Consider the following 26,069-nt stretch of genomic DNA (forward strand, 5'->3'; position numbering starts at 1 on the left):
CTTGGACATGACTGTTCAGGAATCCAACCGCGTGATTAAACCCAAACCGCCCGTCGTGTCCTGGGCATTTTGGGATTGGGGTTCAGCATCCTTCAACGCGGTGCTGGTGACGTTTATCTTCTCGGTGTATCTGACTGATTCAGTCGGCTCCACACTCGCCGAGGGCTCCAACGCCACCTCGCTTTATTCCATGGCTGTTGCCATCGCTGGCGTCATTGTTGCCGTGGTGGCCCCGGTGATGGGCAGGCGCTCTGACATTCGAGGTACCCGGCGTAGATCCTTGCGCACCTGGACGTTAGTCACCGTCTTTTTGATGTTCTGCCTATTCGCAGTCAAAAACACCGACCCGCTTTACTTCTGGTTTGGTGTTGCCATCATGGCGATAGCCAACATCACTTTTGAGTTTGCCGAAGTACAGTACTATGCACAGCTTTCCCAGATCTCAACCCGCGACAACGTCGGCCGAGTGTCAGGTTTTGGTTGGTCCATGGGTTATTTCGGTGGCATTGTTCTACTTTTGGTCTGCTATTTCGGCTTTGTTGCAGGCGATGGTGACACTCGCGGATTTCTAAACCTGCCCATCGAAGATGGTCTAAATATCCGCCTGGTGGCAGTACTTGCAGCCGCATGGTTTTTAATCTCCGCGATCCCAGCGCTGCTGCGTGTCCCTGAAATTGAACCCCAGGTATCAGCAGAAGCCCAACCCAAAGGACTAGTCGCTGCATATAAGGATCTGTTTGCCAAGATTGCACAACTGTGGAAAGAAGACCGCAACGCGGTGTACTTCCTCATTGCGGCAGCAGTGTTTCGCGATGGCCTAGCCGGCGTATTTACTTTCGGCGCGATCCTCGCAGTTACTGTTTATGGACTTTCTGCTGGCGATGTCTTACTTTTCGGAGTCGCAGCAAACGTGGTTTCAGCCCTGGGAGCACTGCTTGGTGGTTTCTTAGATGACCGGATTGGACCAAAGCCCATCATCTTGGCATCGCTAACCATCATGATTGCCGATGCCACCATCCTCTTCTTCGTCGACGGCCCCACCAATTTCTGGATCTACGGATTAATCCTGTGTGCGTTTGTGGGACCAGCGCAGTCGGCGTCGAGAAGCTTTTTAACCCGCCTGTCCCCCGATGGACAAGAAGGCCAGCTCTTCGGCCTTTATGCCACCACCGGCCGTGCTGTGAGTTGGATGGCGCCGTCGCTGTTTGGCGCATTCGTTGCTTTCACCGGTGATGATCGCACCGGCATTTTAGCCATCGCGCTGATTCTACTGTTCGGTATTGCCCTGCTGAGCATGGTGAAACCTCCCCACAAGGTGAATTGAGGGTCTTGGGGAGAGGCTAAATTTTTTACTTGAACTGGCGCAGGAACTGATTAATCAGATTCTGCAGAGCTTCTTGATTAAGCGCGAGTGTGAAAACCAACGAGCTTAAAGCAGTAAACAACGAAATCCAGCTCACTGTCTCTGCGGTGGAGCTTCCAGTGGGATCAGTTTTTGGAGCGCTGTCGTCATCTGAATCTTCAATGCCACTTGAATCTGGGATTTCATTCGCAGCATCAGGCCAGGCATTATCCACAGAATCAGGTTCGATGTCTACTGCTACATGACCAATCTGGAAACGGTGCTCTGGGAACACCTCATTATTATCAACCGCAGTAATCCAGCTGTCCTTGCCGGATTGCTCCACCATGGTGTTCAAAATCAGGTGCCAAGGTCGCCCAATAACTGCACGGTAGTCCTCTTCTGACAAATTAAAGTGCGCTGGGCGAAGTGGTGCAGCAGCTGGGGTCACAGCATTCCCAAAGACGTCCTTGCCTGCAGAAACCACTGGGGAGCCATCAATGGTGAAGACGATCTGGCCATCGAAAACTTCGACACCCCAATCATGCCAATCGCCGAACATGGACTCGTCCATTTCCATTTGACGAAGCTTCATTTCTGGGCGATTACCAGCACAACCCAAGTGCACCGCAGAATACTGAGTGTTTACACGAGAGCTGTAAAACTCGGTGATGTCCAATTCGCCGTAGGGACGTCCATCATTGTCTGCACAGAAATTGGTATCGTTCTGCATCCAGATAGCGGGGCGGATGCCGTCGACAAGCTTTTCGGACTGCGCCCGAGCGCGCACGGTGAGCCGGAAGTTGCCGGCCGGGATTTCTGGAAGGTGGATGCGTGCGGAGCTGTAGCGGGTCACCTCACCTGGCGCGCACGGTGCTTCCTGCGCATTTTCTGGGGTGGCAATGTCATCGGCGGTAGCTAGGCAGTGGCGGCGAGTAACGATATCCATGCGGCCATCAACAAACTCGACGGCTTCTGGACGTTGCTCGAGTTCTGGATTAGCCCACGACTCCTTCAAATTGAAGTAGTTCCAGGAAGGCCTGCGGCCGTCGGCAAAATCAGCGCTTGCAGGCTCATAGCGTTCTAGCACGGGCATGCGGCCGAGGTAGTCCAGTGTGTCTCGGGTCAAAAGCTGGGTGGTATCTGGCATTGGAGTATCTTCCGTTGCCACGGGCGCTCCGGTGACTTCAATGCGGTCAATCACCATGGAACGAACAGGGAAATCCTCATCAGATGAACGAGGCTTTGCCCAGTCAGCGCTTTCTACCTTTTGGTTAAGGGTAAGCGTCCATTCACGATCAACGATCTCATCGAATGTTTGCCCAGTGATGCCAAAATCATCAATCGCAGCATGACCCAAAGTGACATCGTTGCGCCATGACTGGCGATCAATGGCCTCATCATCAATGAAGTACTCAACGCCATCGCGGGTGGTGCTTACAGTCCAGGTGCGCTGAACTCCATCGAGGGATTCATCTAGTTTAAGTTCTCGAGGTGCGCGGTTGGTGCCGTTGACGCTTTCAGGATCGCAACCCAAGTGAGTATTTGCAGGGGACCATGGTGCGCGCAAATCATAGGAAAAGTGCTCCACCAGGTCCAATTCACCGTAGAGACCATTGTTGGTTGGTTGGGAACAAGCTTGTTCACCGTTTTGCATCCAAATGGCGCTTCGCACACCTTCCACGCCTCCGGTGTTGAAAGTTGCGGTGACGGAAAGATCGAACTGTCCGCGAGCAATCTTTGGTGTCACAATGCGAGCACTGGTGAATTTCTCAAACTGATCCGGGGCGCAAGGTTCTACTTGCGCGGTGTCTTCGTTGAGCTTGCCACGATTGGCAGGATCACTAATAGCGAAGTCCTCATCGACACAGTGTCGTTGCGTGGTGATGGTGAGTTTTCCGTTCTCAATGCTTAAAGCGTCTTCGGTATAAAGAACCTTGTCGCTGCCGTAATCTGGCTGGCGGAAAATATTCCAGCCCTTCAGTGCGTCTTCGGAATCAAATTCTTCTACCCATGTATACGGTGCAGAAAGATCTGGGGCTGGATTAGCCACTTGTGCAGCTGCTGGAGAAACGGCAACGCTTACACCAAGTGCAGCCGTTGAAAAAGCCGTTACCAAGGCGGTAACGGCTGAAGTCACATGCTTTTTCAAGATGGACAACCTTCCTTTTCAAACTTGTCTATATCTATCTATTTAAACAAGTTGCCAAGGAATTTCATATTTGTTTAACAGCTGCAAATAAGGTTTTTTCATGCTTTCGCCGTCGGTGGCACGGCGGGCACGCACCACTTACTTGGAAATGCTCGTAGTCTCCTCCGAGTTTTTCAGAGTCTCCACATTGCCCGCCGCATGTTGGGCCGCAATCCACCCAAAGGTCATTCCGGAACCTACTTGCGAACCAGCACCTGGGTATTCAGAGGCCATGACGGACTGGGCGTCATTACCCGCGGAATACAGACCCTTGATCGGTTCGCCGTTGCTATCGACAACTTGCGCATTCGTATTGATGCTGATGCCAAACGCAGTAGCCAATGGAGTGGGAACCACAGCAATTGCGTAGAACGGCCCCTTCTTCATTGGCCCGATATTGGGGTTTGGTTTGTGGTTTGGATCGCCGGCAGCTTGGCCAAAGAGGAATTCACCTTTGTGGAAATCTTCATCCATGCCCGTTTTAGCAAAGGTGTTGTATCGTTTGACGGTTGCTGCTAGACCTTGTGAATCTACCCCAATGTTGCGTGCCAATTCATCTAAGGATGCTCCTGTGTGCAGGTATCCAGAATCGATGTATTTTTGCAGCGCCAGTTTGGGCAGGTGAGGCATGGTGATCATGCCGAGGCCGTATTTGGCGAGGGTGCGGGAATCAACAATCAGCCAGGCTGGAACAGTCGGGGTGGTTTTGTTGGACTCATACATAGCGCGCACAAATCGGTGGTAAGACACGGATTCATCGACGAACCGTTCACCAGCGGAGTTCACCGCGATGACACCTGGTCGGCCACGATCCCAGATGTGTGGGAACACTGCGGTGGATCCATCTGCTCTGGTGCCAATGGATGAGGGGAACCACAGTGCATTTTCGCCGTTATCATCACCTAGGTGCGCACCCACATTGGCAGCGAGTGTCAGAGTATCGCCGGTGGCGCTTTCATTAGCCCTAGAAAATTGTGGGGTGGGTTGCGGCATGTACTTTTTGCGTAGTTCAGGGTTTTGGGAGAACCCACCAGCTGCTAAAACCACACCCTTGTTTACACGAATACGGTGCTCTACTCCCCCATGGTTAACTACTGCCCCAACCACTGCGGAATTTTCTGTAATCAGCTCAGTGGTTACAGCATTTCGCCATACCGTGCCACCACGCGACAAAATCTGGTGATACATTCCTGCGGTCAGTGCATTGCCCATGACAAGACGGGTTCCACGTGGGTATTTAACCATGTCGGTGGCCCAACGAAGGCCAAGTTTAAGAGCAGTTCCGATTGCTGCGGCAGTTGGTTTTGGACGCTTGGAAAATAGTCCTAAAAGAACATTTACTTCCGGCCTGCGCAGCATCATGGTGCCGTTCATCAGTGCGAATTCATGAACCGGTGGACGGATATGAGAGAAGTTGATCTTGCCCAATTTGCGGCCATCGAAAGGTTTTGGTTCAAGAGCACGGCCAGTTTTTCCGGTTTCTGGAAGTTCAGAGTGGTAATCCACAACATTAGGTGAGCGGAGGAATTCCACACCAATGTTTTCCATGTACTTCAACATCTTTGGTCCTTGGTCAACGTAGGCCATGCGCATTGCTTTATCGGATTTATCGCCAATGAGGGTGTCCAGATAGCGTTCTACTTTTTCACGATCATCGGTAATGCCGTCTTCGCGCTGGAAGTGGTTGTTGGGAATCCACATGGTTCCAGCAGAATAGGCAGTAGTACCTCCGATGTAGTCGCTTTTTTCTAAGACCAATACGTTTAGTCCTTCTACAACACCAGTTAATGCTGCAGAGAGTCCGGCTGCGCCTGATCCTAAAACAAGCAGGTCAACTTCTTTTTCCGTCATTGTTCTTCTTTACTCCTAATTAGTTAAACTCAAATGCTTTGTTTAGTGCAGTATCGATGCTTGCACCTATATGTTTGCCCGCTGCGTACGCGCGGGTGATTGCTGATCCGATCGTTGCTCCACCTCCTGGATAGGCATCTTTAAAGACCGTTGCAGAACAATTTCCTGCCGCATATAGCCCTCCCAGTGGAAGCCCATCCCACCCCAGGACCTCACCATTGAGGTTGGTGTGTAAACCACCTGCGGTACCCAGCGCGCCTGGTTTTAATTCGACTGCATAAAACGGACCAGTTTCTAGTGGCGCTAAACATGGGTTTGGGATGTTGACAGGATCGCCCAAGTGGCGATCTTGTTCTGTCGCGCCTCGGCCAAATTCAGAATCAATCCCCTCACGGGCATCGGCGTTGAATTGTAAAACCGTCGAGCAAAGGCCTGCAGGTTCCACACCAAGTTTGTTAGCAAGGTCGTCCAAAGTCTCCGCCTGCACCATCCATGACGGCGCGTCGGCAGCAGAGGAAAACGTTGGATGCCCTGCCACTGGGTATCTAGCAGTGAAGGTTGAATCCATCACCAAAAATGCTGGAATATTAGCAAATTCTGATGTTTCGGGGTCAATGTTGGCAAAGACGCGGGAGAAATCGTGATAGTTCAAAGCCTCATTAACAAAGCGTTTGCCCTGCTTATTCACCACGATCGAACCCGGCAGGGTTGCTTCCACATTGCCCATGCGCCCAGATTGCTGCCCATCGTAGTGCGCGCCGTGAGCAGTAATAACAGGCACACCCCAGATATCGGTGGTCTCTGAAAACGCAGCGCCCACACCGATTCCCAACTTGAGCCCATCACCGGTGTTAGACGGTGCAGAAATAGGGGTGATTGGAAATTTCAGCAATGTGGAGGTGAGCTCCTTGGACCATTCGAAGCCTCCTGAGGCAATGACCACGTGCTTGGCGGTGATGGTGCGGTGGAGGGAGGCGTCGATAAGCAATATTTCCCAGCCGGCCTGGCTGCGGTGAAGTGAGCTGGCTGCGGTACCCACTGCGATGCGGATTCCGGCGTCCCAGGCGGACGCGACCATGGCGGAGATCAGCGCGCCACCCATAGTGCGTACTCCCTGTTCCGCGCGACTTTCAAGCAGTTGCGGGTTGGGGGCAGCGCCGTGGAGATGATCACGCTCATCCATCGTGATCAGCGGCAAATACGTAGGCGGGCGCACGGCCTCCGCCAAACCCGGAACTACCGACGGATCAAAAGGCCTGTGGTCCAAACCGCGACCACCTTGGGTGGAACCGGGCCATTCGCGGTGATAATCCGGGCGATTCAACGGCGCATAATCCACGCGCGTTTTCTCATCCAAAAACTGCACCGCTGCCGCCGCATTGTCCACGTACCAGGCAATCTCCTCAGCAGAAAGCTTGCCCTTGGTCGCCGCACGAATGTACTCCGCCGCGGCCTCCGGCGAATCCGTGAAACCACGCGCACCCATTAAATGGTTGTTCGGCGCCCACATCACCCCGCCACCTGCGGCCGTCGTGCCGCCAAGCTTTTTATGCTTTTCGACGACACCCACCTGCGCACCTTCGCCCGCCGCGACAAGTGCGGCCGTTAACCCAGCACAACCAGACCCAATCACCAGCACATCCAGTTCATCAGGCCATTGGTCCACTGAAGAAAGAAGTGGCTTAGACATGGTGTGCTCCTGGCTGTGTTGTAGGAAAATCGATGGCAATTTTTCCAACACCAGCATCCGGAGTAGTCAACGTGGTGAAAGCCTGATCAAGATCAGCGAACTCAAAACGGTGGGTAATAAGCGCACGCAATGTGTTTTGGTGCTTATCAAGCAGCTCGATGCACTCTGGAAACAGATTCTGGGAATTGCGAGAACCCAACAAATCGATTTCCTTGGATACAAGTGTGCGCATATCAAACACCAGTTCACGATCCGAAATGCCTACGCACACTACCCGACCTGCGGTAGCAACCTGATCAATCGCAGATGCTAAAGATGCTGGGGATCCAGTGGCATCGATGATTAAGGAAGGCCCGTTTCCATCAGTCCACTGCGCAATCTGTGTGTCTTGGGTGCCGTCTGGAACCAGGAAAGTTTTATCAGCACCGCAGTGCACCGCCAGATCCAGACGAGATTGCACCATATCACTAACCGCGACATCGCATCCTTGATCTTTCAGATAGCGCACCGCCAAAACACCAATCGGTCCTGCACCATTAACCAACACCTTCTCACCCTGGACAGGACGCCCACGCTTGCACGCCTGCATGGCAATGGAAATCGGCTCGACTAAAGGTGCAAGATCAATCGGCAATGAATCTGGAATCTTAAATAAATTGGCAAACGGCACAACCTGCTCATCAACCAAAGATCCATCTTCATAGCAGCCGTAAACGCTCATTTCCTTACAAGCATTCACTCGACCAATCGAACAGGCATAGCAGGTGCCACAATAAAACATAGGGCAAATAACAACCCTGTCACCGATCTTAAATCCATTGCCTTCATCGGTTGGATGGATATCCACGATGATTCCAGCAGCCTCATGACCTTGAATGATCGGAAGCTCCGAAGCGTAGTCATCGTCCCAAATATGCGCGTCAGTTCCACACAAAGTAACAGCCGACATGGCGATCCGCGCAGAGCCAGGCGATGTTTCCGGTGTAGGTCTTTCTTGAAACAAGATGGTCTTTTTGGAAACGGTTACAGCAGCGGTAGTCATGTTAGTTCTGCCCTGCTGGTTGTTTTGCTGGTTGCTCTGCTGGGTTTTCAGCAATGGCTCCGAAAGCAACGTTCCACTTTCGAACTAAGCGCTGCGAGACAAATCCACCAGAGAAAATGGGATCCTGATCCATGATCGTCTCGACCTCTTCAACGCTATCGCCTTCGATGATCAACAGCGCGCCCAACGGATCGCATTCAGTTAAACGACCAGAGATCAGCAACGTACCTTGTTCATGGAGATTTTTTAGAAACTCAACGTGAGTAGGTCGAATAGCCGCCATCTCATCATTTTCTGGAACGTATGCGTAAGTTACGGCGTATGCAGCCATGGAGGATCACACTTTCTTAAAATTCGCGGGTTTTACTTTCCCAAGAGATGGGTTGGGGTCTTATAGGTTTCTTTACCTGTGGCAAAAGCAACCGCAGATAGAACCGCGAAGCCCAAGCACATCCACGCAACCGGCAACCAGTTTTCGGTTTGTCCACCAGTGAGCATTTCCGCAACGGCAGGAGAGAAACCAGACACCAGCAAACCAAGCATGAGACCAATAGCCATTCCGGAATAGCGCACCTTCGCAGGGAATTGCTCTGGGAAAGCTGCCATATACGTAGCGTTTGGTGCGGCATAGAAGAGACCCATAAGAACCATGGCTGACAGGTAAATCATCACGATGCTTCCTGTGCTAATCGCATTGAAGAACACAAACATCATGCCGCCTGCCCCAAGCACACCCGTGATAAAGACCGGCTTGCGTCCAATCTTGTCCGACAACAATCCAAACAGTGGCTGAGAAAAGACGGCCATGAGGTTTGCCACGGAGATAACACCCAACATCGTGGTGCGCTCAACATCGCTATACACCGCATATGCCAGTCCGAAGACATTCAAAATGGTGTTCATCATGGCGAAGGTAGAGGAGAACATCACGCGCAGAACAGCAGCCCAGTGAGTACGGAACAACTCCACAACTGGAACCTTTGGTGCTTCCGGAGCTTCTTCGACTTCTTCTTCAAAAGTCTCAGACTCTTCCAAATGCCTACGGATCCACAGCGCGACTACAGTCAAGATGACACTGAGAATAAACGGAATACGCCAACCCCAACTAAATAGTTGCTCATCAGGTAAAGCCGCGACAGGAATGAACACCAAGGAAGACAGCACGATTCCAAACATCACACCAGAGATGGTGAAGGAGGAGTAGAAACCACGACGACGCTGTGGTGCGTGTTCCATTGATAGTGACGCCGCACCTGGAGACTCACCACCGGCAGATAATCCCTGCAGCAAACGAAGAACCACAAGCATGATTGGGGCAAGAATTCCTACCTGACCATAAGTAGGAAGAAGTCCGATGCCTAACGTGGCCAATCCCATGGTGAACAAGATGATCATCAAGGTCTTTCGGCGACCAATAGTATCGCCCAAGTGACCAAACAACACCGCACCAGCAGGGCGAGCAACGTAAGCAACACCAAGGGTGGAAATGGACAACAGGACTGAATTCGCTCCACCCTCTGGGAAGAAAACGTGAGAAAACACCAGTGCTGCGGCAGAACCGTAGATGAAGAAATCGTAGTACTCCAACGTTGACCCTAAGAACGCAGATAGAGCTGCACGCTTAGCTTGCGGAGTGCCTTTAATGGGATCGGGAGTTACCGGGTTGCTTGCATGCGACATGGAACCACCGATCGTCGATGAAGGTGAATTGATAGTCATCGTATTCCCTCTCAAAGGAATGGACATTAAGGTCAACTGGCTACCCATCGAGAGCTTATTTTGTGATCTGGATAACCAATGCGTTGAACTATATGGCGAATCACTTTGTAAGAGAAATACAAAATTCTACATTATTTAAGTAGGAATTGAGCTTAATTAAGTCGTGGTTAATACTTTTGCTGCATTAACCTTTGCAAATAAGGAATCGTGCACTTTTGGCTCACTGCCCAAAAGCCACAAAATTTATGAAAAAATCTTTGTTTCGAAACCTCTTTCAGGGGTGTACGGGCATTCCCTAAGAGAGATTTCACGGAACTCAAGGGCGCTCAAGGGTTAAAAATCTCCAACGCAATATCGATGACCGCATCCCGAGCAACTCGCCCTGCCCCCTGCATCCATGCCACACCATGACGTAGCTCCACAGAGCACTGCTTGATTGGCAAAGTCACCGTATTTGCTGGCGCCAACTTTCCTGTGCTCTGCGTAGTAACCGCAACCCCAACCCCGACCTCAACCAACAATAACGCCATATACGGATCATTTACCTGCTGGCTAATCCTTGGCACAAACCCGGCCTCAGCACACAACTGAAAAGTGGAATTTCTAAAAACAGAACCAGGAAACTCCGGTGTGGTCACAAAACCTTCATCAGATAAATCCGCCAAATCCACCACATCTTCCCCCGCAAGACGATGATTCTTCGGCAGCACCACACAAAAACCCTCAACGCTAATCAGCTGAGTTTCAATCTCTGGATCCTCAATGGGCAATCCCATCAGCGTGATATCCAAAGCCCCCAAACGCAACAAACTCACTGCCTCTTTAGTGAGCTTTTGCCCAACAAGCTCCAACTCCACATTGGGCAAACGCTTACGCACCTCACTTGTCAGCAACGGCAACGTTGAATAGTTCAACACCCCCGAAAAGCCAACACGCACGACACCAACGATTTCCCCCTCAGCGGCATTCACCGCTTCCCGAGCCACCGCAGTGCTGGCAACAATTTCCCTGGCATGGGGCAAAAACGCTTTCCCCGCAGCGGTTAACTCCACCGACCTAGTACTGCGATCAAAAAGCTTCTGCCCCAGTTCCGCCTCCAGCTTCCGAATCAACTGGCTCAAAGGTGATTGCGCCATCCCCAAACGAATTGCCGCATTACTAAAATGCAATTCCTCTGCGACAACGATAAAGCCTTCCAACCACCGAATCTCCACGAGGACTAATCCTATCGTGGATGGACTTTAGGCATTCGGATCAAGATCTACCGAGCATTTCCATATAGCTCACATCACGTTTTAGCAGTCTGAATCACGCTTAGCATTGGACATGGACATTCTTCGATACCTCAAGGAGGTAGATCATGACATTTCCAGTACTAGAAAATAAAGTCGCGATTGTCACTGGCGCTGCGATGGGAATGGGTGAAGCCACCGCCCGACTATTTGCTGAAGCTGGTGCCAAAGTTGTTGTCGCTGACTTTAATGAAGAAAAAGGTCAAGCCGTTGTGGATGACCTGCTAAGCAGTGGGGCGGAAGCCCTATTCGTCAAGGTAGATATTTCCCAAGGTGATCAAGTCGAGGCAATGGTTGCATCGACTGTTGAGTGCTTTGGCAGGCTAGATGTGGCCGTCAATAATGCGGCATTAACTCCCGATAATGCCCCGGTTTCAGAGTTCGATGAAGACTATTGGGATCGCCTGTTAGCTGTGGATTTGAAGGGCACTGCCCTATCGATGAAATATGAGCTTCGGCAGCTAATTGCTCAAGGCGGTGGCGGTTCGATCATTAATATTTCCTCGGTGTCAGGGTTTAGGCCACAACCAAATAACGTCGCTTATGTTGCTGCTAAACATGGTGTCGTCGGTATGACAAAGGTCGCCGCCCTGGAGAACGGTGCACACAATATCAGGATCAACTCGGTTGCTCCTGGCGCCATTGATACCCCAATGCTTCGTGGTGCTCTCGAGGAAACTGGCCAGACTGAAGAAGAGTTCGCACCGATGCTCAGTTTACTCGGCCGTTTTGGCCAGGCACGTGAGATTGCACAAGCAAGTCTCTGGCTCGCCTCAGATCTGTCATCTTATGTAACCGGTACGACAATTCACGTGGATGCCGGATACACCAGTCGCTAGAACTCCCGTCATTTTAGAATTTGCCCCGAGATCATCAAGGTTTCGGGGCAAATCCCGTTTAAACCCTTCTTTAGCAAGAAATCAGTAGCGTCCCTAAAGCGATGCTATTCTCACGTGTAAGTGGGCAGGACTCTCTAAGCCACTGCCCCCATTAATTGAAACGCCGTCGTCGCGAATACCAGGCAATAGCTTGAAGCATCGCGCGGGGGCGTTTTTCATTCCCCGCAAGATATGGAAGACCACTGCGCTGCGCTGATTGGGCTCGGGTTTGCACTTGAAGCGTTTATCGCCTGTTTAAGACCTCGAGATTTTCGAATAAGTATTTGTACGGGTAAAGCCCTGAAAACCTCTTAAAAGCGATTCTGGAGCCTCGAAATTTTTGGGGCTAGACTCCAAAATTCCCTCTACACAGATGAGACCAAACATACATGACAAGGAATCTCGAAAACCCAAAATTTTAGCACGTATGTTTGGTTTATCCTGCCTTAGGCCAGACAGGCATGACAAAGAATCGGGAAAACAAAAATCTTGGCACCTATGTTTGGTCCGGGGATTGTAAAGTGTCAGCACGTTGTGCACACTCAATGTCTAGTCCTTGTGCACGTTCTACCTCACTAGGTTGTGCACACACTGATCCGTAGCGGTGTGCACACCAACCTGAACCCGAGTACCAGTTTTAGTGCAGTAGATCCCCCGGGCTCGAGTGAGTTGAATCGATGCTTTGCCTCATCACGTTTACGCTGCCACAGCGGTGGCGGGTGGCTTATCCACACTCCACGAATGCTGCAGCAAATTGATGTGAGACCCACCCTTGGCAAGAACAGTAGCCCGCTCATGGAATCGATGGTTCACATTCGCTCAGTGGGCTGACTTGGCCTTGGGAAACTATCCGTTGTGCCAGTCGGGCAGGAACAGCCTTCCGGGGGAGGTTCTAAGCCGACTTCAGAACCCTGTGATTGATGGACTGCGCGGGGTATATGGGTCGAATGTGATGATCGTGTACCTCTGAGCGCCTCAGGTAGGTATCAATCTATTGTCAGCAGCCTGGGATTATGCCTGTGGTGGGGTCTTAGGGTGTGCACAATGTCATGACACTGTGCGTGCATAAGGTCATGACATTGTGCGTGAACAAGGTCATGACCTTAAGCGTGCACAACGTCTTGACACAGAACAGTTTGGTCCGGGGATAGTCCAGACCAAACCCGGGACCCAGACTCAAAAGTTAGGCCCCTGTGTCTGCTCCCATGCAACCAAACCATGCAAACAAACACATGAAACCGCTCACTTTCACATGGGACAAGCCCGAATACACCACCCCTGCCTTAAACGCCTTTAATTAGACATCGCGTGCGATCAAATCATCCAGGTTCTCTGGGGACAGCAGGTATGGAGCAACCTCTAAAACAGTGAAGGCACCGCTTTGACCTTGCTGCTTCATGCGGTGAGCTGCGCGACCGAAGGCGATCTGTGCGGAGGCGGTGAAATCTGGGTTTCGGTCCAGCTTCAGGATGTATTCCACGGTGTGGTTGTATCCGCCGGTGTCTGCGGTGGTGATCACGTGTCCGCCGTGTGGCATGCCGGTATGCTCGGCGTCGAAGGTTGCTTCGTCGATGAAGTTGACTTCTACTTCATAGCCAACGAAGTAGTCGGGCATGGTGCGGATGTCGTTTTCGATGCGCTCGTGGTCGGCGGAATCTGCAACCACGAAGCATTGGCGTTTGTGGGTTTGCTTTCCGGTAAGCTCGCCTGCTTCGCCGCGGCGGGCTTTTTCCAAGGCTTCTTCGGATGGGAGGGTGTACTGGACGGCTTTTTGAACGCCAGGGATTCGTCGTAAAGCATCGGAGTGGCCCTGTGATAAACCTGGGCCCCAGAAGGTGTGCTGCTGGTGGTCGGCGAGCACTGCCGCGGCGTAGACGCGGTTGATGGAGAACATGCCTGGGTCCCAGCCGGTGGACACCAGGGCGACGTTGCCAGCGGCACGTGCGGCTTCGTCCATGACCTGGCGGTGACGAGGCACATCGCGGTGGTTGTCGTAGGTGTCCACGGTGCAGGCGAACTGGGCAAACTTGGGTGCCTGCTCAGGGATGTCGGTGGCAGAACCCATGCACAAAAACAGCACGTCAACGTCATCGGCATGCTTGTCCACATCGGCGACATCAAAGACTGGCGTCTTTGTGTCGAGGGTTGCCCGGCGCGAGAAGATTCCTACAAGGTCCATGTCTGGCTGCTTGGCAATTAGCTTTTCGACGCTTCGTCCCAGATTTCCATAGCCTACGATCGCTACTCGGATGTTGGTCATGTTCTTGTATTCCTCCAATTGTGTGGTGGCACTGTCTTGCTAGAGCTTACCGAGATGCATACTTGAATGATGATTCAGGGACATCTCTTTCATCAGGATCGACAGCGCACATTTCGAATTGTTGAGCCTCTTGGTTCGCCCACGGATGCGCTGATCTTTTTCCATGGTTCCCAGCAATCAGGGTCGGTTGTACGCACCTTTACTAATAAGACTTTCGATGCCCTACCCTACTTGGTTGTCTACCCCGATGGTGTGGATCAGCATTGGAACGATGCTCGATTGGGGTTGGATGAAAACACACGTCATTTAGGTATTGATGATGTGGGGTTCTTTATCAAACTAGCCATCTATTTGGGCAATAATTTTGGCATTAAGCGAGTGTTTGTTGCTGGCTATTCCAATGGTGGACAAATGGTGCTGCGCCTTATGCATGAGGTTCCCAAAATGCTTAGCGGTGCCGCCACCATTGCCTCCAATATGCCCGTCCCAGACAATACGTTGTCTGAGGTTAAAACATTTAAAACTTTCCCCGTGCCCTATTTTTCTATGGCTGGTACCGCTGATCCGTTTTCGCCCTATGAAGGTGGTGATGCCGGCATCGGAAAAGCACACCGTCGCGGTCATGGGATGTCGGCATATGAATCAGCTAAATACATCGCGAAAAGAAATGGGCTGACAACACACAGTCATGTTGTTGTCGATTACGTAGTGTCCATTGATTCTTGGGCAGGAAAAAATCCCGTTGAATTTTGGACACTCAACGGGATCGGCCACGTGGTACCAAGTGGCAAAAACTATCCAGAATTCCTGGGCCCCTCAACCACAACAGTGATAGCGGCTGAGGAGATTGGGAAGTTCTTTGATGGGGTTAGGCGTCGATAAGCTCAAGCTTTAAAAACGCATTGCGCAGGCCGTCCTGCGCAACCGGATCCGTGACTAGGTCAGCAGCAGCCTTCAGCGACTCGGTGGCCTCGCCCATCGCAACGCCGTACGCGCTCGCCTCAAATAGCGAGAGATCCTCATCGCTATCACCGAACGCAATGGTGTTTGCGCGATCCGCATTCAGGTACTTCAGCAAACGATCCACGCCGATCTTCTTATTCACCGACACACCGATCGTGCCAAACAGCGCACCCGATGGCCCGCCCCACGTGGTGTGCTCCAAATTAGGAAATGCCACACGTGCAGCATCCAAATCTTCCTGAGAGTTAAAGATATAACTGATCTTGTTTACATCATCACGATCAAGGCTTTGACCCCAGAACATATCCGGATACATGCCATCAACCGTCACATCAGCCTTATCCGACAACCGCGACAAGACAGGCTTAGCGGCTTCACGGAAACCACGGCTTGCGTACAAACCATTGTTGGACTCGAGATAAAACTCCAAACCACGGTCATAGAGCCACTCCACGATATGGCGGGTCTCTTCACCAGACAAACGACGGTGGAACACAGACTCCTGTGCACTTTCCACATATCCGCCATTTGCCCCGATAAGACCATCCACTCCGATATCCCACAACTGAGAAGTCACCTCAGCGCTGCTTCGACCAGAGCTTAAATACACACGATGCCCCTTAGCGCGCGCCTGACGGATCGCGTCGACGGCCGAGTGTGGAACTTCATTTGAGTAATCCAGCAAAGTGCCACCGATGTCTACGAAAAGTAACTTTCCCATGCCCCAAACTTTACGCGTAAGTGTGGTGCAGAATCGAGGAATTTAGCCAACAATCTCAATCGAGACAAAACATTGATTATCCCGCAGCCTTAACTACAAGCCCCCGAAGTTTCGCCTCAAACTTGTCACTAACTGCTAAAACAGCAAAACTCGTGGGCCAAAAATCACCATCATCCAAAAACGCTTCCTCAGTAAAACCTATGCTTCCGTAGCGAGAGTCATACTTGGAGGCAGGTTGAAAAAACACCACAACCTTGCCATCACGCGCATAAGCCGGAAAACCATTCCACGTCTTATGGTCCAAATGCGCCGCTTCATCCTGCACTACTTTGTGCAACAGCTCCGCGATCTGACGATCTGGCCCATCCAACGCTTCAATAGCAGCAAGGCATTCGGCTGCCTCACGTACCTTTTGCTCAGCCACGCTTTCTCCACCACCACCTGTTCCCAGATCCGTGGTGCGCTGTTGCTGATTTAAAGCCTGCAGCTCCACAGCGCTTAATCCCTCGGTCATCTGAATCTTCCTTCTCTTTGTTTGAAATGTTGTGAACTAATCACGAGATTAACGATTCAGCACGGCGTAAGTCTAGGAAAATTTTCGGGGTAATTTTTTGCAGAATTTTGTGCTCGAGGTGTTGATCCTGGGGTTCAGAAGTGTCTGGATTTAATTTTTCACCCCCGATTTGGACCTCATGGAGTGTCATCGTGAGAGAGTTCGGGGGCTTGGCTACACGGGCCCCAGACACAGGTGCCCAACTTTCAGATTTGAGTGGATTCGAGGCGCCCGGGTTTGGTCGTCGTTTGGTCGTTGAGCGCCCCACCTCACTACCCACAGCCCTGCACCAAACATAGGTGACAAGATTTTCGATTTTCACGGATCTTTGTCATCCCCGTCTGGTTTAAAGCGAGATCAACCAAACATACGGGCCAAAATTTCGGATTTTTGAGTTTTCTTGGCACGTATGTTTGCTCTGGCGTGGTTGGCGGAAATTTTGATGGCTGACCTCAAAAAAGTTGAGGCACCAGAATCACTTCTAAGAAGTTTTCAGGGCCTTGCCCATACAGATACTCATTCGAAAATCTCGAGGCCTTAAACAAGCGATAAGCGCCTTTTCCTCAAAGTTATGAGTAAGTTATGACTTAGCCTACATACAAAACCAAAACCCCTTTACCGAACGTACAGATAAAGGGGTATTTTTTGAGCTGGAGACGAGACTTGAACTCGCAACCTACGCATTACAAGTGCGTTGCGCTACCAATTGCGCCACTCCAGCACCGCAGTTGAGGCTAAGCAACAACTACAAAAAGGTATCCTAGCGTATTGATGCATAACAATGGAATTCGGCGCTAGAGTGTCAGGTGAACCGTGCATAAATACCCTTGATTGGACACTTTTTCCTTGCAAAATGTTTTCCAGCGGATGTTGAGTTTTGCAACCCTTCGTGGTCGCATCTCTACCGTTGACGCTGCCAAAGCCGCACCGCCACCTTCCCCACTAGCCCCAATTGATCTCACTGACCATAGTCAAGTGGCTGGTGTGATGAATTTGGCTGCGAGAATTGGCGACATTTTGCTTTCTTCAGGAACATCCAACGGCGATACCAAGGTACAGATCAGAGCAGTGACCTCTGCATATGGTTTGTACTACACCCACGTGGACATCACGTTGAATACCATCACCATCTTCACCAACATTGGTGTGGAAAAAAGGATGCCAGTCAATGTGTTTCATGTTGTGGGCAAACTGGACACCAACTTCTCCAAACTTTCTGAAGTGGACCGTCTGATCCGTTCCATCCAGGCCGGTGCAACCCCACCTGAGGTTGCCGAAAAAATCTTGGATGAATTGGAACAATCCCCTGCTTCATATGGATTTCCAGTTGCGTTGCTTGGTTGGGCAACCATGGGTGGTGCTGTTGCCGTGTTGTTGGGCGGTGGATGGCAAGTATCCCTCATTGCGTTTTTGACTGCCTTCACCATCATTTTCACCACTAGCTATTTGGGAAAGCACGGCCTACCAACCTTCTTCCAAAACGTGGTTGGTGGTTTTATTGCCACGGTGCCAGCAACGATCGCTTATTCTTTGGCGTTGCAGTTTGGTCTAGAGATTAAACCTAGTCAGATCATTGCGTCTGGAATTGTGGTGCTGTTGGCCGGTTTGACCTTGGTGCAATCTTTGCAGGATGGCATCACCGGTGCGCCAGTGACAGCAAGTGCCAGGTTTTTTGAGACATTGCTTTTTACCGGTGGCATTGTGGCCGGAGTTGGTATAGGTATTCAACTATCCGGCATTTTGGATGTGATGCTTCCTGCGATGGAGTCAGCGGCAGCACCGAATCCTTCATCCACCCTTGCGCGAATTATTGCGGGTGGTGTGACTGCTGCAGCCTTCGCGGTGGGTTGTTATGCGGAGTGGTCTTCAGTCATTATTGCCGGTTTAACTGCGTTGATGGGTTCGGCGTTTTATTACTTTTTTGTTCTTTACGCAGGTCCTGTTTCCGCCGCTGCGATCGCTGCAACTGCCGTTGGTTTTACTGGTGGTTTGCTTGCACGTCGATTCTTAATTCCACCATTGATCGTGGCGATTGCAGGTATTACTCCCATGCTGCCTGGCTTGTCCATCTACCGCGGCATGTACGCCACGCTTAATGATCAAACACTTATGGGTTTTACCAACCTCGCGGTTGCTTTGGCGACAGCATCAGCCCTAGCTGCAGGTGTGGTCTTGGGTGAGTGGGTTGCCCGCAGACTGCGCCGACCACCACGATTTAACCCTTACCGTGCCTTTACAAAAGCAAATGCATATTCCTTCCAGGAAGCCCAGCAAAAGCAGCGGCGTCAGAGAAGGCGTAATAAACCTAATCAAAGCACCAATATAAAACGATAGAAAATCTACCTACTTAGGCGTCTTTCGCTTAAATAGCGTAGAATATTGGGTCGATCGCTTTTAAACCCTCAGGAGGATCCTTGCCGGCAAAAATCACGGACACTCGTCCCACCCCCGAATCCCTTCACGCTGTTGAAGAGGAAACCGCAGCCGGAGCCCGCAGGATTGTTGCTACCTACTCTAAAGATTTCTTTGACGGCGTCACCTTGATGTGCATGCTTGGCGTTGAACCACAGGGCCTGCGTTACTCCAAGGTCGCTGCTGAGCATGAGGAAGCACAGCCTAAAAAAGCTGCTAAGCGGACTCGTAAGGCACCAGCAAAGAAAGCTGCTGCTAAGAAAACTACCAAGAAGACCACAAAGAAAACTACTAAGAAGACCACTGCAAAGAAGACCACCAAGAAGTCTTAAGCCGGATCTTTTATGGATGAATCCAATAGCTTTGTAGTCGTTGCTAACCGTCTGCCGGTGGACATGACTGTTCACCCAGATGGTAGCTACAGCATCTCCCCCAGCCCCGGTGGCCTCGTCACGGGGCTTTCCCCCGTTCTAGAGCAACATCGGGGTTGTTGGGTTGGATGGCCAGGAACCGTCGATGTCGCCCCGGAACCTTTCCGCACTGACACGGGTGTTTTGCTGCACCCAGTTGTTTTAACAGCGAGCGATTTTGAAGGTTTCTACGAAGGTTTTTCCAACGCTACGCTGTGGCCTCTTTTCCATGATTTGATTGTCACCCCTGAATACAACACTGATTGGTGGCACGCATTTCGGGAAGTAAACCTGAAGTTTGCTGAGGCTGTGAGTCAGGTTGCTGCCCCAAATGCCACTGTGTGGGTGCAGGACTATCAGTTGTTGCTGGTTCCAGGCATTTTGCGCCAGCTTCGTCCTGATCTAAAAATTGGATTTTTCCTCCACATTCCGTTTCCATCTCCTGATTTATTCCGCCAATTGCCATGGCGTGAAGAAATCGTGAGAGGCATGCTCGGTGCTGATCTTTTGGGATTCCACCTTGTTCAAAACGCCGAAAACTTCCTCACTTTAACGCAACAGGTAGCGGGTACTGCCGGTTCGCATGTGGGGCAACCGGATTCATTGCAGGTCAGCGGTGAAGCATTGGTGCGTGAAATTGGCGCAGATGTACAAACTGCGGATGGTCGTCGGGTCAGCGTCGGGGCGTTTCCCATTTCGATTGATGTGTCAATGTTTGGGGAGGCGTCGAAAAGCGCCGTTTTTGATCTTTTAAAATCGCTCGGCGATCCGGAAACAGTATTTTTGGGCGTGGACCGGCTGGACTACACCAAGGGCATTCTGCAGCGACTTTTAGCGTTTGAAGAACTTTTAGAATCCGGTGCGCTCGAGCCGGAGAAGGCCGTGTTGCTGCAGGTAGCTACGCCGTCACGCGAACGCATCGACCACTACAGAGTTTCTAGGTCCCAGGTGGAAGAAGCAGTGGGGCGGATTAATGGTCGTTTTGGTCAGATGGGCCGACCCGTGGTGCATTATTTGCACAGGTCATTGAGTAAAAATGAGCTACAGGTGTTGTATTCAGCAGCCGATGTCATGCTGGTGACCCCATTTAAAGACGGCATGAACTTGGTGGCGAAAGAATTCGTGGCAAACCACCGCGATGGTTCCGGTGCTTTGGTGCTGTCGGAATTTGCTGGCGCAGCCGCGGAATTAACTGGCGCATATTTGTGTAATCCATTTGATGTGGAATCCATCAAGAGACAAATGATCGCTGCGGTATACGACCTGCAGCACAACCCTGAATCTGCAGAATCGCGGATGAAAACCAACAGCGAACAGGTCTACACCCATGATGTGAATGTCTGGGCAAATAGCTTCCTTGAATGCTTGGCTCAATCAGGAGACAACTCATGATCCGTTCACGTCTTGCTGCACTCAGTCTACTTCCGCTGCCTCTGCTGTTGACTGCGTGTGGTTCCGACACCGTTGAAATGACAGATTCCACATGGTTGGTGAGCAATATTTACACCACCCCGGATGAGCCCAGTTCCATTAGTGATCTTGTTATTTCCCAGCCCAGCCTAGATTTTGGTCATTCTTCACTGACTGGTTTCACCGGATGCGTTCCTTTCAATGGCGCAGCGGAGTTCTTCCATGAAGGCACTCAAAGTTCAGTGACGGACGCTGATTATGTCACGCTATCGTCGCTTGATTTTGACAAGCTTCCAGAAGACTGCCAGGGCCAAGAATTAGAAGTACACAACAAACTGGTGGATCTTTTGCCTGGATCTTTCAAGATTTCTAGGACTTCCCCTTCTGAAATTTTGTTAACCAGTGATGTGGACGATCTAGATAAACCTGCCATCAGGTTGATTTCCTGGATCGCGCCAACTTCCTAAGCCTAATACGTAGACTGGTGCGCATGACTTTGACTATTGAGGACATCGCAAAGACCAAAAACCTTCTGGTTGTCTCCGATTTTGATGGCACCATCGCGGGATTCAGCAAGGACGCTTACAGCGTGCCGATCAACCAAAAATCCCTCAAAGCCGTAAAAGATCTATCCCAGCAAGCCAACACAGAAGTTGTTATTTTGTCAGGACGCCACTTGGAAGGGTTGAGGAAGGTTCTTGATCTTGGTCAGTACCGCATCACCATGGTGGGTTCCCACGGTTCAGAAGACTCTTCCCGGCCTCGCTCCCTAACACCTGAAGAAGAAGCTCGGCTGGATAGGATTCACGCGGATCTAGAAGCCATTGTTGATGGCATCGATGGTGCTTTCGTTGAGGTCAAGCCATTCCACCGCGTGCTGCATTTTATTCGGGTGTCAGATAAGAACCAGGTTCAAGCTATTTTGGATCAGGCTGCCACGGTGGATTCTTCGGGGTTGAAAGTAACCAAGGGCAAGAACATCATTGAATACTCCATCAGCTCTACGACCAAAGGCACCTGGCTGAAGGATTTTGTCAGCCGTACTGATCCCACCGGCATTATTTTCATTGGTGATGACACCACCGATGAGCACGGTTTTGAAGCTCTAGAAAATGACGAACGCGCCCTAACCATCAAAGTTGGTGCTGGCGATACAGCGGCAAAAACCCGGGTTGACGGGGTTGATGATGTGGGAATTTTGCTCGAAAAGCTCGCGTACCACCGCATGCAATATGTAGAAACTACACGTCTGGGGCTATAAGGCTGGGTCTATTTTTGCCACTGTGGAGCCCGGGTGGAAGGATGTTTCCAATTTCACCTGTGGTTCCACATATTCATTTTCAATCATTTTCAACAGTACTTCAGCAGCTTTGAAACCCTTCATTTTGCTCGGCTGAACCACGGTGGTCAGATCACGAGCAAGAGCCATTTGGGTGCCGTCATAGCCAGTGAGGGAAAGATCGGCAGGCACTGACTTTCCGACAGATTTCAGGTATTCCATCACACCGAGTGCCAGCGAATCCGTGGTGCACAGAACTGCGGTGAGGTGTGGGTGGGATTCCAGAAGTTGCTTAGCCACTTCGAAGTTATACTGCCGGTTGTTAATCCAACATTCCATAATCGGAACGGATGCAATATCTACTCCGGCCTGGGCAAACACATCTAGTGCACCACGTACGCGTTCACGTTGCACCTGGTAATGGGCGTTTTCTAGGCGTTCTCGGGTGACTTCGCCGTCGTTTCGTTCGCGGTCTAGGCGGATGGAGAGGATGCCGATGTGGCGGTGGCCGGCGTCGACAAGCGCTTGGGCTGCAGGTGCAATGGCGGTGCGGTCATTGGGGCCGATAAAAGGCATGCCTTCTTCATAGGTTGGCTGATCGGAGACCACCGCGGGAAGGCCGCGGGCTCGAATGGCATCGATGTGGGGGTCGCCTTTTGCCACGGAATACACAACCACCCCATCAACGGCGGCGTTGTTAATTAGCTGCTGAGCAGAGGCGTGGTCAACGCTCGTTTCAGGTGACGCGGGGATCAGCGTTAATTGGATGTCTCCCGCTGCTTGGGCCACTCCGGAGAGGAAATCTACAGATGCCATGTCTTCAAAGGCGTAGGTGAGATCTTCTGTCAGCAAGACACCGATGGCCCCTGCCCGGCGGGTGCGAAGACTTCGAGCAACCGGATCGGGACCGAGATACCCCATTTCTTCTGCGGTATCTAAAATGCGTTGGCGAAGTTCTGCAGAGAGCTGCTCCGGCCTGTTATATGCATTGGACACCGTGGTCCTAGAGACACCGAGTTTCGCAGCGATAGACGCAAGGGTTCCATATTGTTGTTTCCTGCCCATAATCACCTCAATCTACCAGCTGCAACCTTTGTACAGTCTAAAAGGATTACGCGAGAGTGCTATTTTCAATAAGTTTTCATGTTGACAGCCGTTTTCATTAAGCATTTAATGTCAATTATGAAAAAACTCCTCTGGTCGCTTCCACTCTTGTCTTTAATCTTGGCTGGCTGTTCAACTGCATCCACCACGGCATCCACCACAGCTGCCGATAGCGCAGATGATTCCCTCAAGGTTGTTACCTCCACGAAGGTGTGGGCTGATGTCGCCCAGGCAGTTGCTCCTGAATTAGACATTGAAGCCATCATTACTGGCGGAGACACCGATCCTCACTCCTTTGAGCCATCAGCAGCTGATATGGCCAAGGTTTCTGAAGCTGACATCATCATTGTTGGCGGAGGCGGGTACGATTCCTGGCTTTATGACAGCCTGGACGATGATGATCGCATCATCCACGCATTAGAACTCAGCGAGCATGACCATGATCATGACCACGACGCCAACGCAGCCGATGAAGACCACGAAGGCCACGACCACGCCGACGTAGACAACGAACACGTCTGGTATTCCGCCGAACATGTCGCAGAGGTCGCTGATGATTTTGCAGAAAAAGTCACAGAATTAGACCCCGAAGCACAGGTTGATGCTGCGGCAGTTACTGCAAAAATGGATGAGCTCCACAATAAAATCCACGAGCTTCCAGCAGTAAACATCGTGCAGACCGAGCCGATCGCTGATCATATTTTGTCCCACTCCGACATGGTGGAATCCACCCCCGCAGGGTACCGCGCCACCACATTGAGCGAAGGCGAGCCCACCGCAGCTGATGTTGCAGCATTCCAGGATGCACTCAACAATGGTGACATTGATGTTTTGGTCTACAACCCACAGTCTGCGTCCACCGTGGCAACCAGGTTGAAAGACGTCGCGGAAGAAAAAGGCATCCCCGTTGTTGAAATCTACGAGACCCCTCAAAACAACGAGAATTTCCTCGATGCATTCACCAAGGCAGTTGATGATCTCACATCTGCCGCGAACCAGGTTTAGAATATTTTAAATGTTGTTGACTTTCACTGACGCTGCAGTGGATCCCCTCTGGAAGGGCTTGAACCTAGAGCTCCGCCAGGGGGAATTTCTTGTAATTTTAGGACCCAATGGTGTGGGAAAATCCACCCTCATTGGAACCATTTTAGGCACCCGAAAACTCACTCACGGGTCGGTGGAAACCGATGCTCGGGTGGGCTATATCCCGCAACATCGCATCTTTGACGTTCCTTTACGAGCCCGCGATTTAGTCTCCCTCTCCGCTGCGCATGGCGTGATGACCAAAAGGAGGGCGCCGAAGGGGGACGTCGATAAGCTTCTTGCTCGCGTGGGCGCTACCGGAATCGCCGATCGGCGCGTCGGCGAGCTCTCCGGCGGGCAGCAACAACTTATCCGCCAAGCTCAAGCGCTTGCCACCCGCCCGCAATTATTGCTTGCCGACGAACCCCTCCTCAGCCTTGACCCCGGCGTCGCGCAGCGCACAGTGTCCCTATTTGGTGAATTGAAAGCCGAGGGCGTGGGAGTTGTTGTGGTCACTCATGACATCAACCCACTCATGGGGTTAGTGGATCGCATTTTGTACCTCGCACCCAACGGCCACACCATCGGCACAGTCGCAGACGTCATGCAATCCGAAAAACTTAGCGAACTCTACAACGCACCCGTTACCGTGGCACACATCAACGACAGAATCGTGGTGGTTTAAGTGGATCTTTCCACCTGGATTGCTGATACCCAATACTTGATCAGCGTCGATTTCGTCCAACATGCCCTGATCGCCGCAGCCCTTTTGGGACTACTTTCCGGCGTGATTGCTCCCTTGATCGTGGTACGCCAGCAATCCTTCGCAGTCCACGGCACCGCCGAATTAGCACTGATGGGTGCAGCGGCCGCCTTGCTATTCGGGCTCAACGTCGGTGGCGGCGCTGTGATTGGTTCCGTGGTCGCCGCGATCCTCCTGGCATTACTCGGCATGAAACAACAAGACTCCGCAGTTGGTGCCGTGATGAGCTTCGGCCTTGGTCTCTCAGTGTTGTTCATCCACCTCTACCCCGGCCGCAGCTCCACAGCATTTGCACTGCTCACAGGACAAATTGTAGGAGTGTCCTCAGCATCATTGTGGATCCTTGTGGCAGTAACCATCATTGTGGTCGCAGCCGTTGTGATTTTCTGGCGTCCACTACTTTTCGCCAGCGCTGATCCCGTCATGGCGCAAGCCTCCGGCGTTAACGTCCGACTCATCGCGGTGGCTTTTGCAGTATTGGTGGGCCTTACTACCTCCCAGTCCGTGCAGATCGTCGGTGCACTGCTGGTCATGGCGTTGCTGATTACTCCCGGAGCAGCCGCTGTTGCAGTCACCGCCAATCCGATAAAGGCTGTGGTGCTGGCTGTTATTTTCGCTGAAGTCTCAGCCGTCGGTGGCCTCTTATTGTCATTAGCCCCAGGGCTGCCTGTGAGTGTTTTTGTCACCACCATTTCTTTTGTGATTTACCTGGTCTGCCGCTTGATCGGGTGGGCACGCAGCCGCGACGCCCAGCGCGACGAAGACGCTTTTCGACGCCGCCAGCACGACCATCATCCCCACTAGTCCCTTTTGCACCGGCACATTTGCCAAATCCCTGATCCCCACGGTGGCTGCCTTAAGTTCGATTTCACGGTTTCGATTTCTCGTGCTCAATACCTTGAATTCAATTTCTCAAGCTCAATTTCCCTCGGTTTTTAGTGGTTTTGCTAACGGTATCGAACTTAAGAAATTGAGCTTGGGATATTGAATGTGTGATCTCGAAGTTAAAACAGCGAAGGGATAGCTTCAAAAGTGCTAAAGTGCGACTTCACGGTATCGACTTCACGGTGACGTCTTCTCGTGCTCAACTTCTTATTGGGCGACTTCACTACGAAATCACTCCAGCGCCGACTGAAGTCGTCCCACGTGAAGTTGAGTACGTGAAG

At 51.4% G+C, this 26,069-nt stretch carries 22 protein-coding genes and 1 tRNA gene; 11 read left to right on the forward strand and 12 right to left on the reverse strand.

Going from position 1 to position 26,069, the window contains the following annotated elements; genetic code table 11:
* The first annotated feature begins 7 nt into the window (after positions 1 to 7).
* Entirely contained in the window at positions 8 to 1,324 is a 1,317-nt protein-coding gene (locus N24_RS13685) for an MFS transporter (RefSeq protein WP_096458223.1), read from the forward strand.
* 25 nt (positions 1,325 to 1,349) lie between these two features.
* Here the strand turns inward: N24_RS13685 and N24_RS13690 are convergent, their stop codons facing one another.
* The 7 genes from N24_RS13690 to shiR all read right to left on the reverse strand — a co-directional run bounded on the left by N24_RS13690 (position 1,350) and on the right by shiR (position 11,049).
* Positions 1,350 to 3,494 (reverse strand): family 16 glycosylhydrolase, encoded by a 2,145-nt coding sequence (locus tag N24_RS13690; protein ID WP_167382125.1) that lies wholly within the window; start codon positions 3,492 to 3,494, stop codon positions 1,350 to 1,352.
* Positions 3,495 to 3,632: 138 nt separating this feature from the next.
* A complete protein-coding gene (locus tag N24_RS13695) occupies positions 3,633 to 5,384 on the reverse strand; it encodes an FAD-binding protein (RefSeq protein ID WP_096458226.1) in 1,752 nt (583 codons plus the stop codon).
* 19 nt (positions 5,385 to 5,403) lie between these two features.
* Positions 5,404 to 7,074 (reverse strand): FAD-dependent oxidoreductase, encoded by a 1,671-nt coding sequence (locus tag N24_RS13700; RefSeq protein WP_096458229.1) that lies wholly within the window; start codon positions 7,072 to 7,074, stop codon positions 5,404 to 5,406.
* Positions 7,067 to 8,116: an alcohol dehydrogenase catalytic domain-containing protein gene (locus tag N24_RS13705; protein ID WP_096458232.1), complete on the reverse strand. Its 1,050-nt coding sequence runs from the start codon at positions 8,114 to 8,116 to the stop codon at positions 7,067 to 7,069. Before N24_RS13705 ends, N24_RS13700 begins: the two co-directional genes overlap by 8 nt.
* Position 8,117: 1 nt before the next feature.
* Complete coding sequence (locus N24_RS13710; protein WP_096458235.1) at positions 8,118 to 8,447, reverse strand: YciI family protein; 330 nt, start codon at positions 8,445 to 8,447, stop codon at positions 8,118 to 8,120.
* 32 nt (positions 8,448 to 8,479) lie between these two features.
* On the reverse strand, positions 8,480 to 9,835 hold the full coding sequence (shiA, locus tag N24_RS13715; RefSeq protein ID WP_096458238.1) for a shikimate transporter: 1,356 nt from the start codon (positions 9,833 to 9,835) through the stop codon (positions 8,480 to 8,482).
* Positions 9,836 to 10,161: 326 nt separating this feature from the next.
* Positions 10,162 to 11,049, reverse strand: coding sequence for an HTH-type transcriptional regulator ShiR (gene shiR / locus N24_RS13720; RefSeq protein WP_096458241.1), 888 nt, complete (start codon positions 11,047 to 11,049; stop codon positions 10,162 to 10,164).
* Between the two features lie 146 nt (positions 11,050 to 11,195).
* Here shiR and N24_RS13725 point away from each other — a divergent pair, with 146 nt between their 5' ends.
* Positions 11,196 to 11,966 carry an SDR family NAD(P)-dependent oxidoreductase gene (locus N24_RS13725; RefSeq protein ID WP_096458244.1) on the forward strand — a complete coding sequence of 257 codons (771 nt, stop codon included), beginning with the start codon at positions 11,196 to 11,198 and terminating at the stop codon, positions 11,964 to 11,966.
* A 1,336-nt stretch (positions 11,967 to 13,302) separates the two neighbouring features.
* Here N24_RS13725 and N24_RS13735 read toward each other — a convergent pair.
* Positions 13,303 to 14,265, reverse strand: a complete 963-nt coding sequence (locus N24_RS13735) for a diaminopimelate dehydrogenase (protein WP_096458247.1) — start codon at positions 14,263 to 14,265, stop codon at positions 13,303 to 13,305.
* A gap of 69 nt (positions 14,266 to 14,334) precedes the next feature.
* Between N24_RS13735 and N24_RS13740 the strand changes: the two genes are divergently transcribed.
* Positions 14,335 to 15,147: an alpha/beta hydrolase family esterase gene (locus N24_RS13740; RefSeq protein WP_231911023.1), complete on the forward strand. Its 813-nt coding sequence runs from the start codon at positions 14,335 to 14,337 to the stop codon at positions 15,145 to 15,147.
* Here N24_RS13740 and N24_RS13745 read toward each other — a convergent pair.
* The 3 genes from N24_RS13745 to N24_RS13760 all read right to left on the reverse strand — a co-directional run bounded on the left by N24_RS13745 (position 15,134) and on the right by N24_RS13760 (position 17,223).
* On the reverse strand, positions 15,134 to 15,949 hold the full coding sequence (locus N24_RS13745; protein WP_096458253.1) for a Cof-type HAD-IIB family hydrolase: 816 nt from the start codon (positions 15,947 to 15,949) through the stop codon (positions 15,134 to 15,136). The two genes, N24_RS13740 and N24_RS13745, sit on opposite strands and share 14 nt — an antisense overlap.
* 76 nt (positions 15,950 to 16,025) lie before the next feature.
* On the reverse strand, positions 16,026 to 16,463 hold the full coding sequence (locus tag N24_RS13750; RefSeq protein WP_096458256.1) for a hypothetical protein: 438 nt from the start codon (positions 16,461 to 16,463) through the stop codon (positions 16,026 to 16,028).
* 687 nt (positions 16,464 to 17,150) lie between these two features.
* Positions 17,151 to 17,223, reverse strand: a tRNA-Thr gene (locus N24_RS13760).
* A gap of 146 nt (positions 17,224 to 17,369) precedes the next feature.
* Between N24_RS13760 and thrE the strand changes: the two genes are divergently transcribed.
* From thrE to otsB, 5 genes are all read left to right on the forward strand, one after another.
* Complete coding sequence (thrE, locus tag N24_RS13765; RefSeq protein ID WP_096460237.1) at positions 17,370 to 18,836, forward strand: threonine/serine exporter ThrE; 1,467 nt, start codon at positions 17,370 to 17,372, stop codon at positions 18,834 to 18,836.
* An 80-nt stretch (positions 18,837 to 18,916) separates the two neighbouring features.
* Positions 18,917 to 19,246 carry a hypothetical protein gene (locus N24_RS13770; protein WP_096458263.1) on the forward strand — a complete coding sequence of 110 codons (330 nt, stop codon included), beginning with the start codon at positions 18,917 to 18,919 and terminating at the stop codon, positions 19,244 to 19,246.
* A gap of 12 nt (positions 19,247 to 19,258) precedes the next feature.
* Positions 19,259 to 20,716, forward strand: coding sequence for an alpha,alpha-trehalose-phosphate synthase (UDP-forming) (locus N24_RS13775; RefSeq protein WP_096458266.1), 1,458 nt, complete (start codon positions 19,259 to 19,261; stop codon positions 20,714 to 20,716).
* Positions 20,713 to 21,201, forward strand: coding sequence for a hypothetical protein (locus tag N24_RS13780; protein WP_096458269.1), 489 nt, complete (start codon positions 20,713 to 20,715; stop codon positions 21,199 to 21,201). Before N24_RS13775 ends, N24_RS13780 begins: the two co-directional genes overlap by 4 nt.
* A 23-nt stretch (positions 21,202 to 21,224) precedes the next feature.
* Positions 21,225 to 21,995, forward strand: a complete 771-nt coding sequence (gene otsB, locus N24_RS13785; RefSeq protein ID WP_096458272.1) for a trehalose-phosphatase — start codon at positions 21,225 to 21,227, stop codon at positions 21,993 to 21,995.
* Here the strand turns inward: otsB and N24_RS13790 are convergent.
* Entirely contained in the window at positions 21,990 to 23,081 is a 1,092-nt protein-coding gene (locus N24_RS13790; RefSeq protein ID WP_408607608.1) for a LacI family DNA-binding transcriptional regulator, read from the reverse strand. The genes otsB and N24_RS13790 overlap by 6 nt on opposite strands.
* 105 nt (positions 23,082 to 23,186) lie before the next feature.
* Between N24_RS13790 and N24_RS13795 the strand changes: the two genes are divergently transcribed.
* From N24_RS13795 to N24_RS13805, 3 genes are read left to right on the forward strand one after another with little or no spacing between them, the layout of a single operon-like run.
* A complete protein-coding gene (locus N24_RS13795; RefSeq protein WP_096460240.1) occupies positions 23,187 to 24,122 on the forward strand; it encodes a metal ABC transporter solute-binding protein, Zn/Mn family in 936 nt (311 codons plus the stop codon).
* Positions 24,123 to 24,132: 10 nt separating this feature from the next.
* Positions 24,133 to 24,825 (forward strand): metal ABC transporter ATP-binding protein, encoded by a 693-nt coding sequence (locus N24_RS13800; RefSeq protein ID WP_096458278.1) that lies wholly within the window; start codon positions 24,133 to 24,135, stop codon positions 24,823 to 24,825.
* On the forward strand, positions 24,826 to 25,707 hold the full coding sequence (locus tag N24_RS13805) for a metal ABC transporter permease (RefSeq protein ID WP_096458281.1): 882 nt from the start codon (positions 24,826 to 24,828) through the stop codon (positions 25,705 to 25,707).
* Positions 25,708 to 26,069 lie beyond the last annotated feature (362 nt).

Source organism: Corynebacterium suranareeae, from assembly GCF_002355155.1.
Classification (GTDB): domain Bacteria; phylum Actinomycetota; class Actinomycetes; order Mycobacteriales; family Mycobacteriaceae; genus Corynebacterium; species Corynebacterium suranareeae.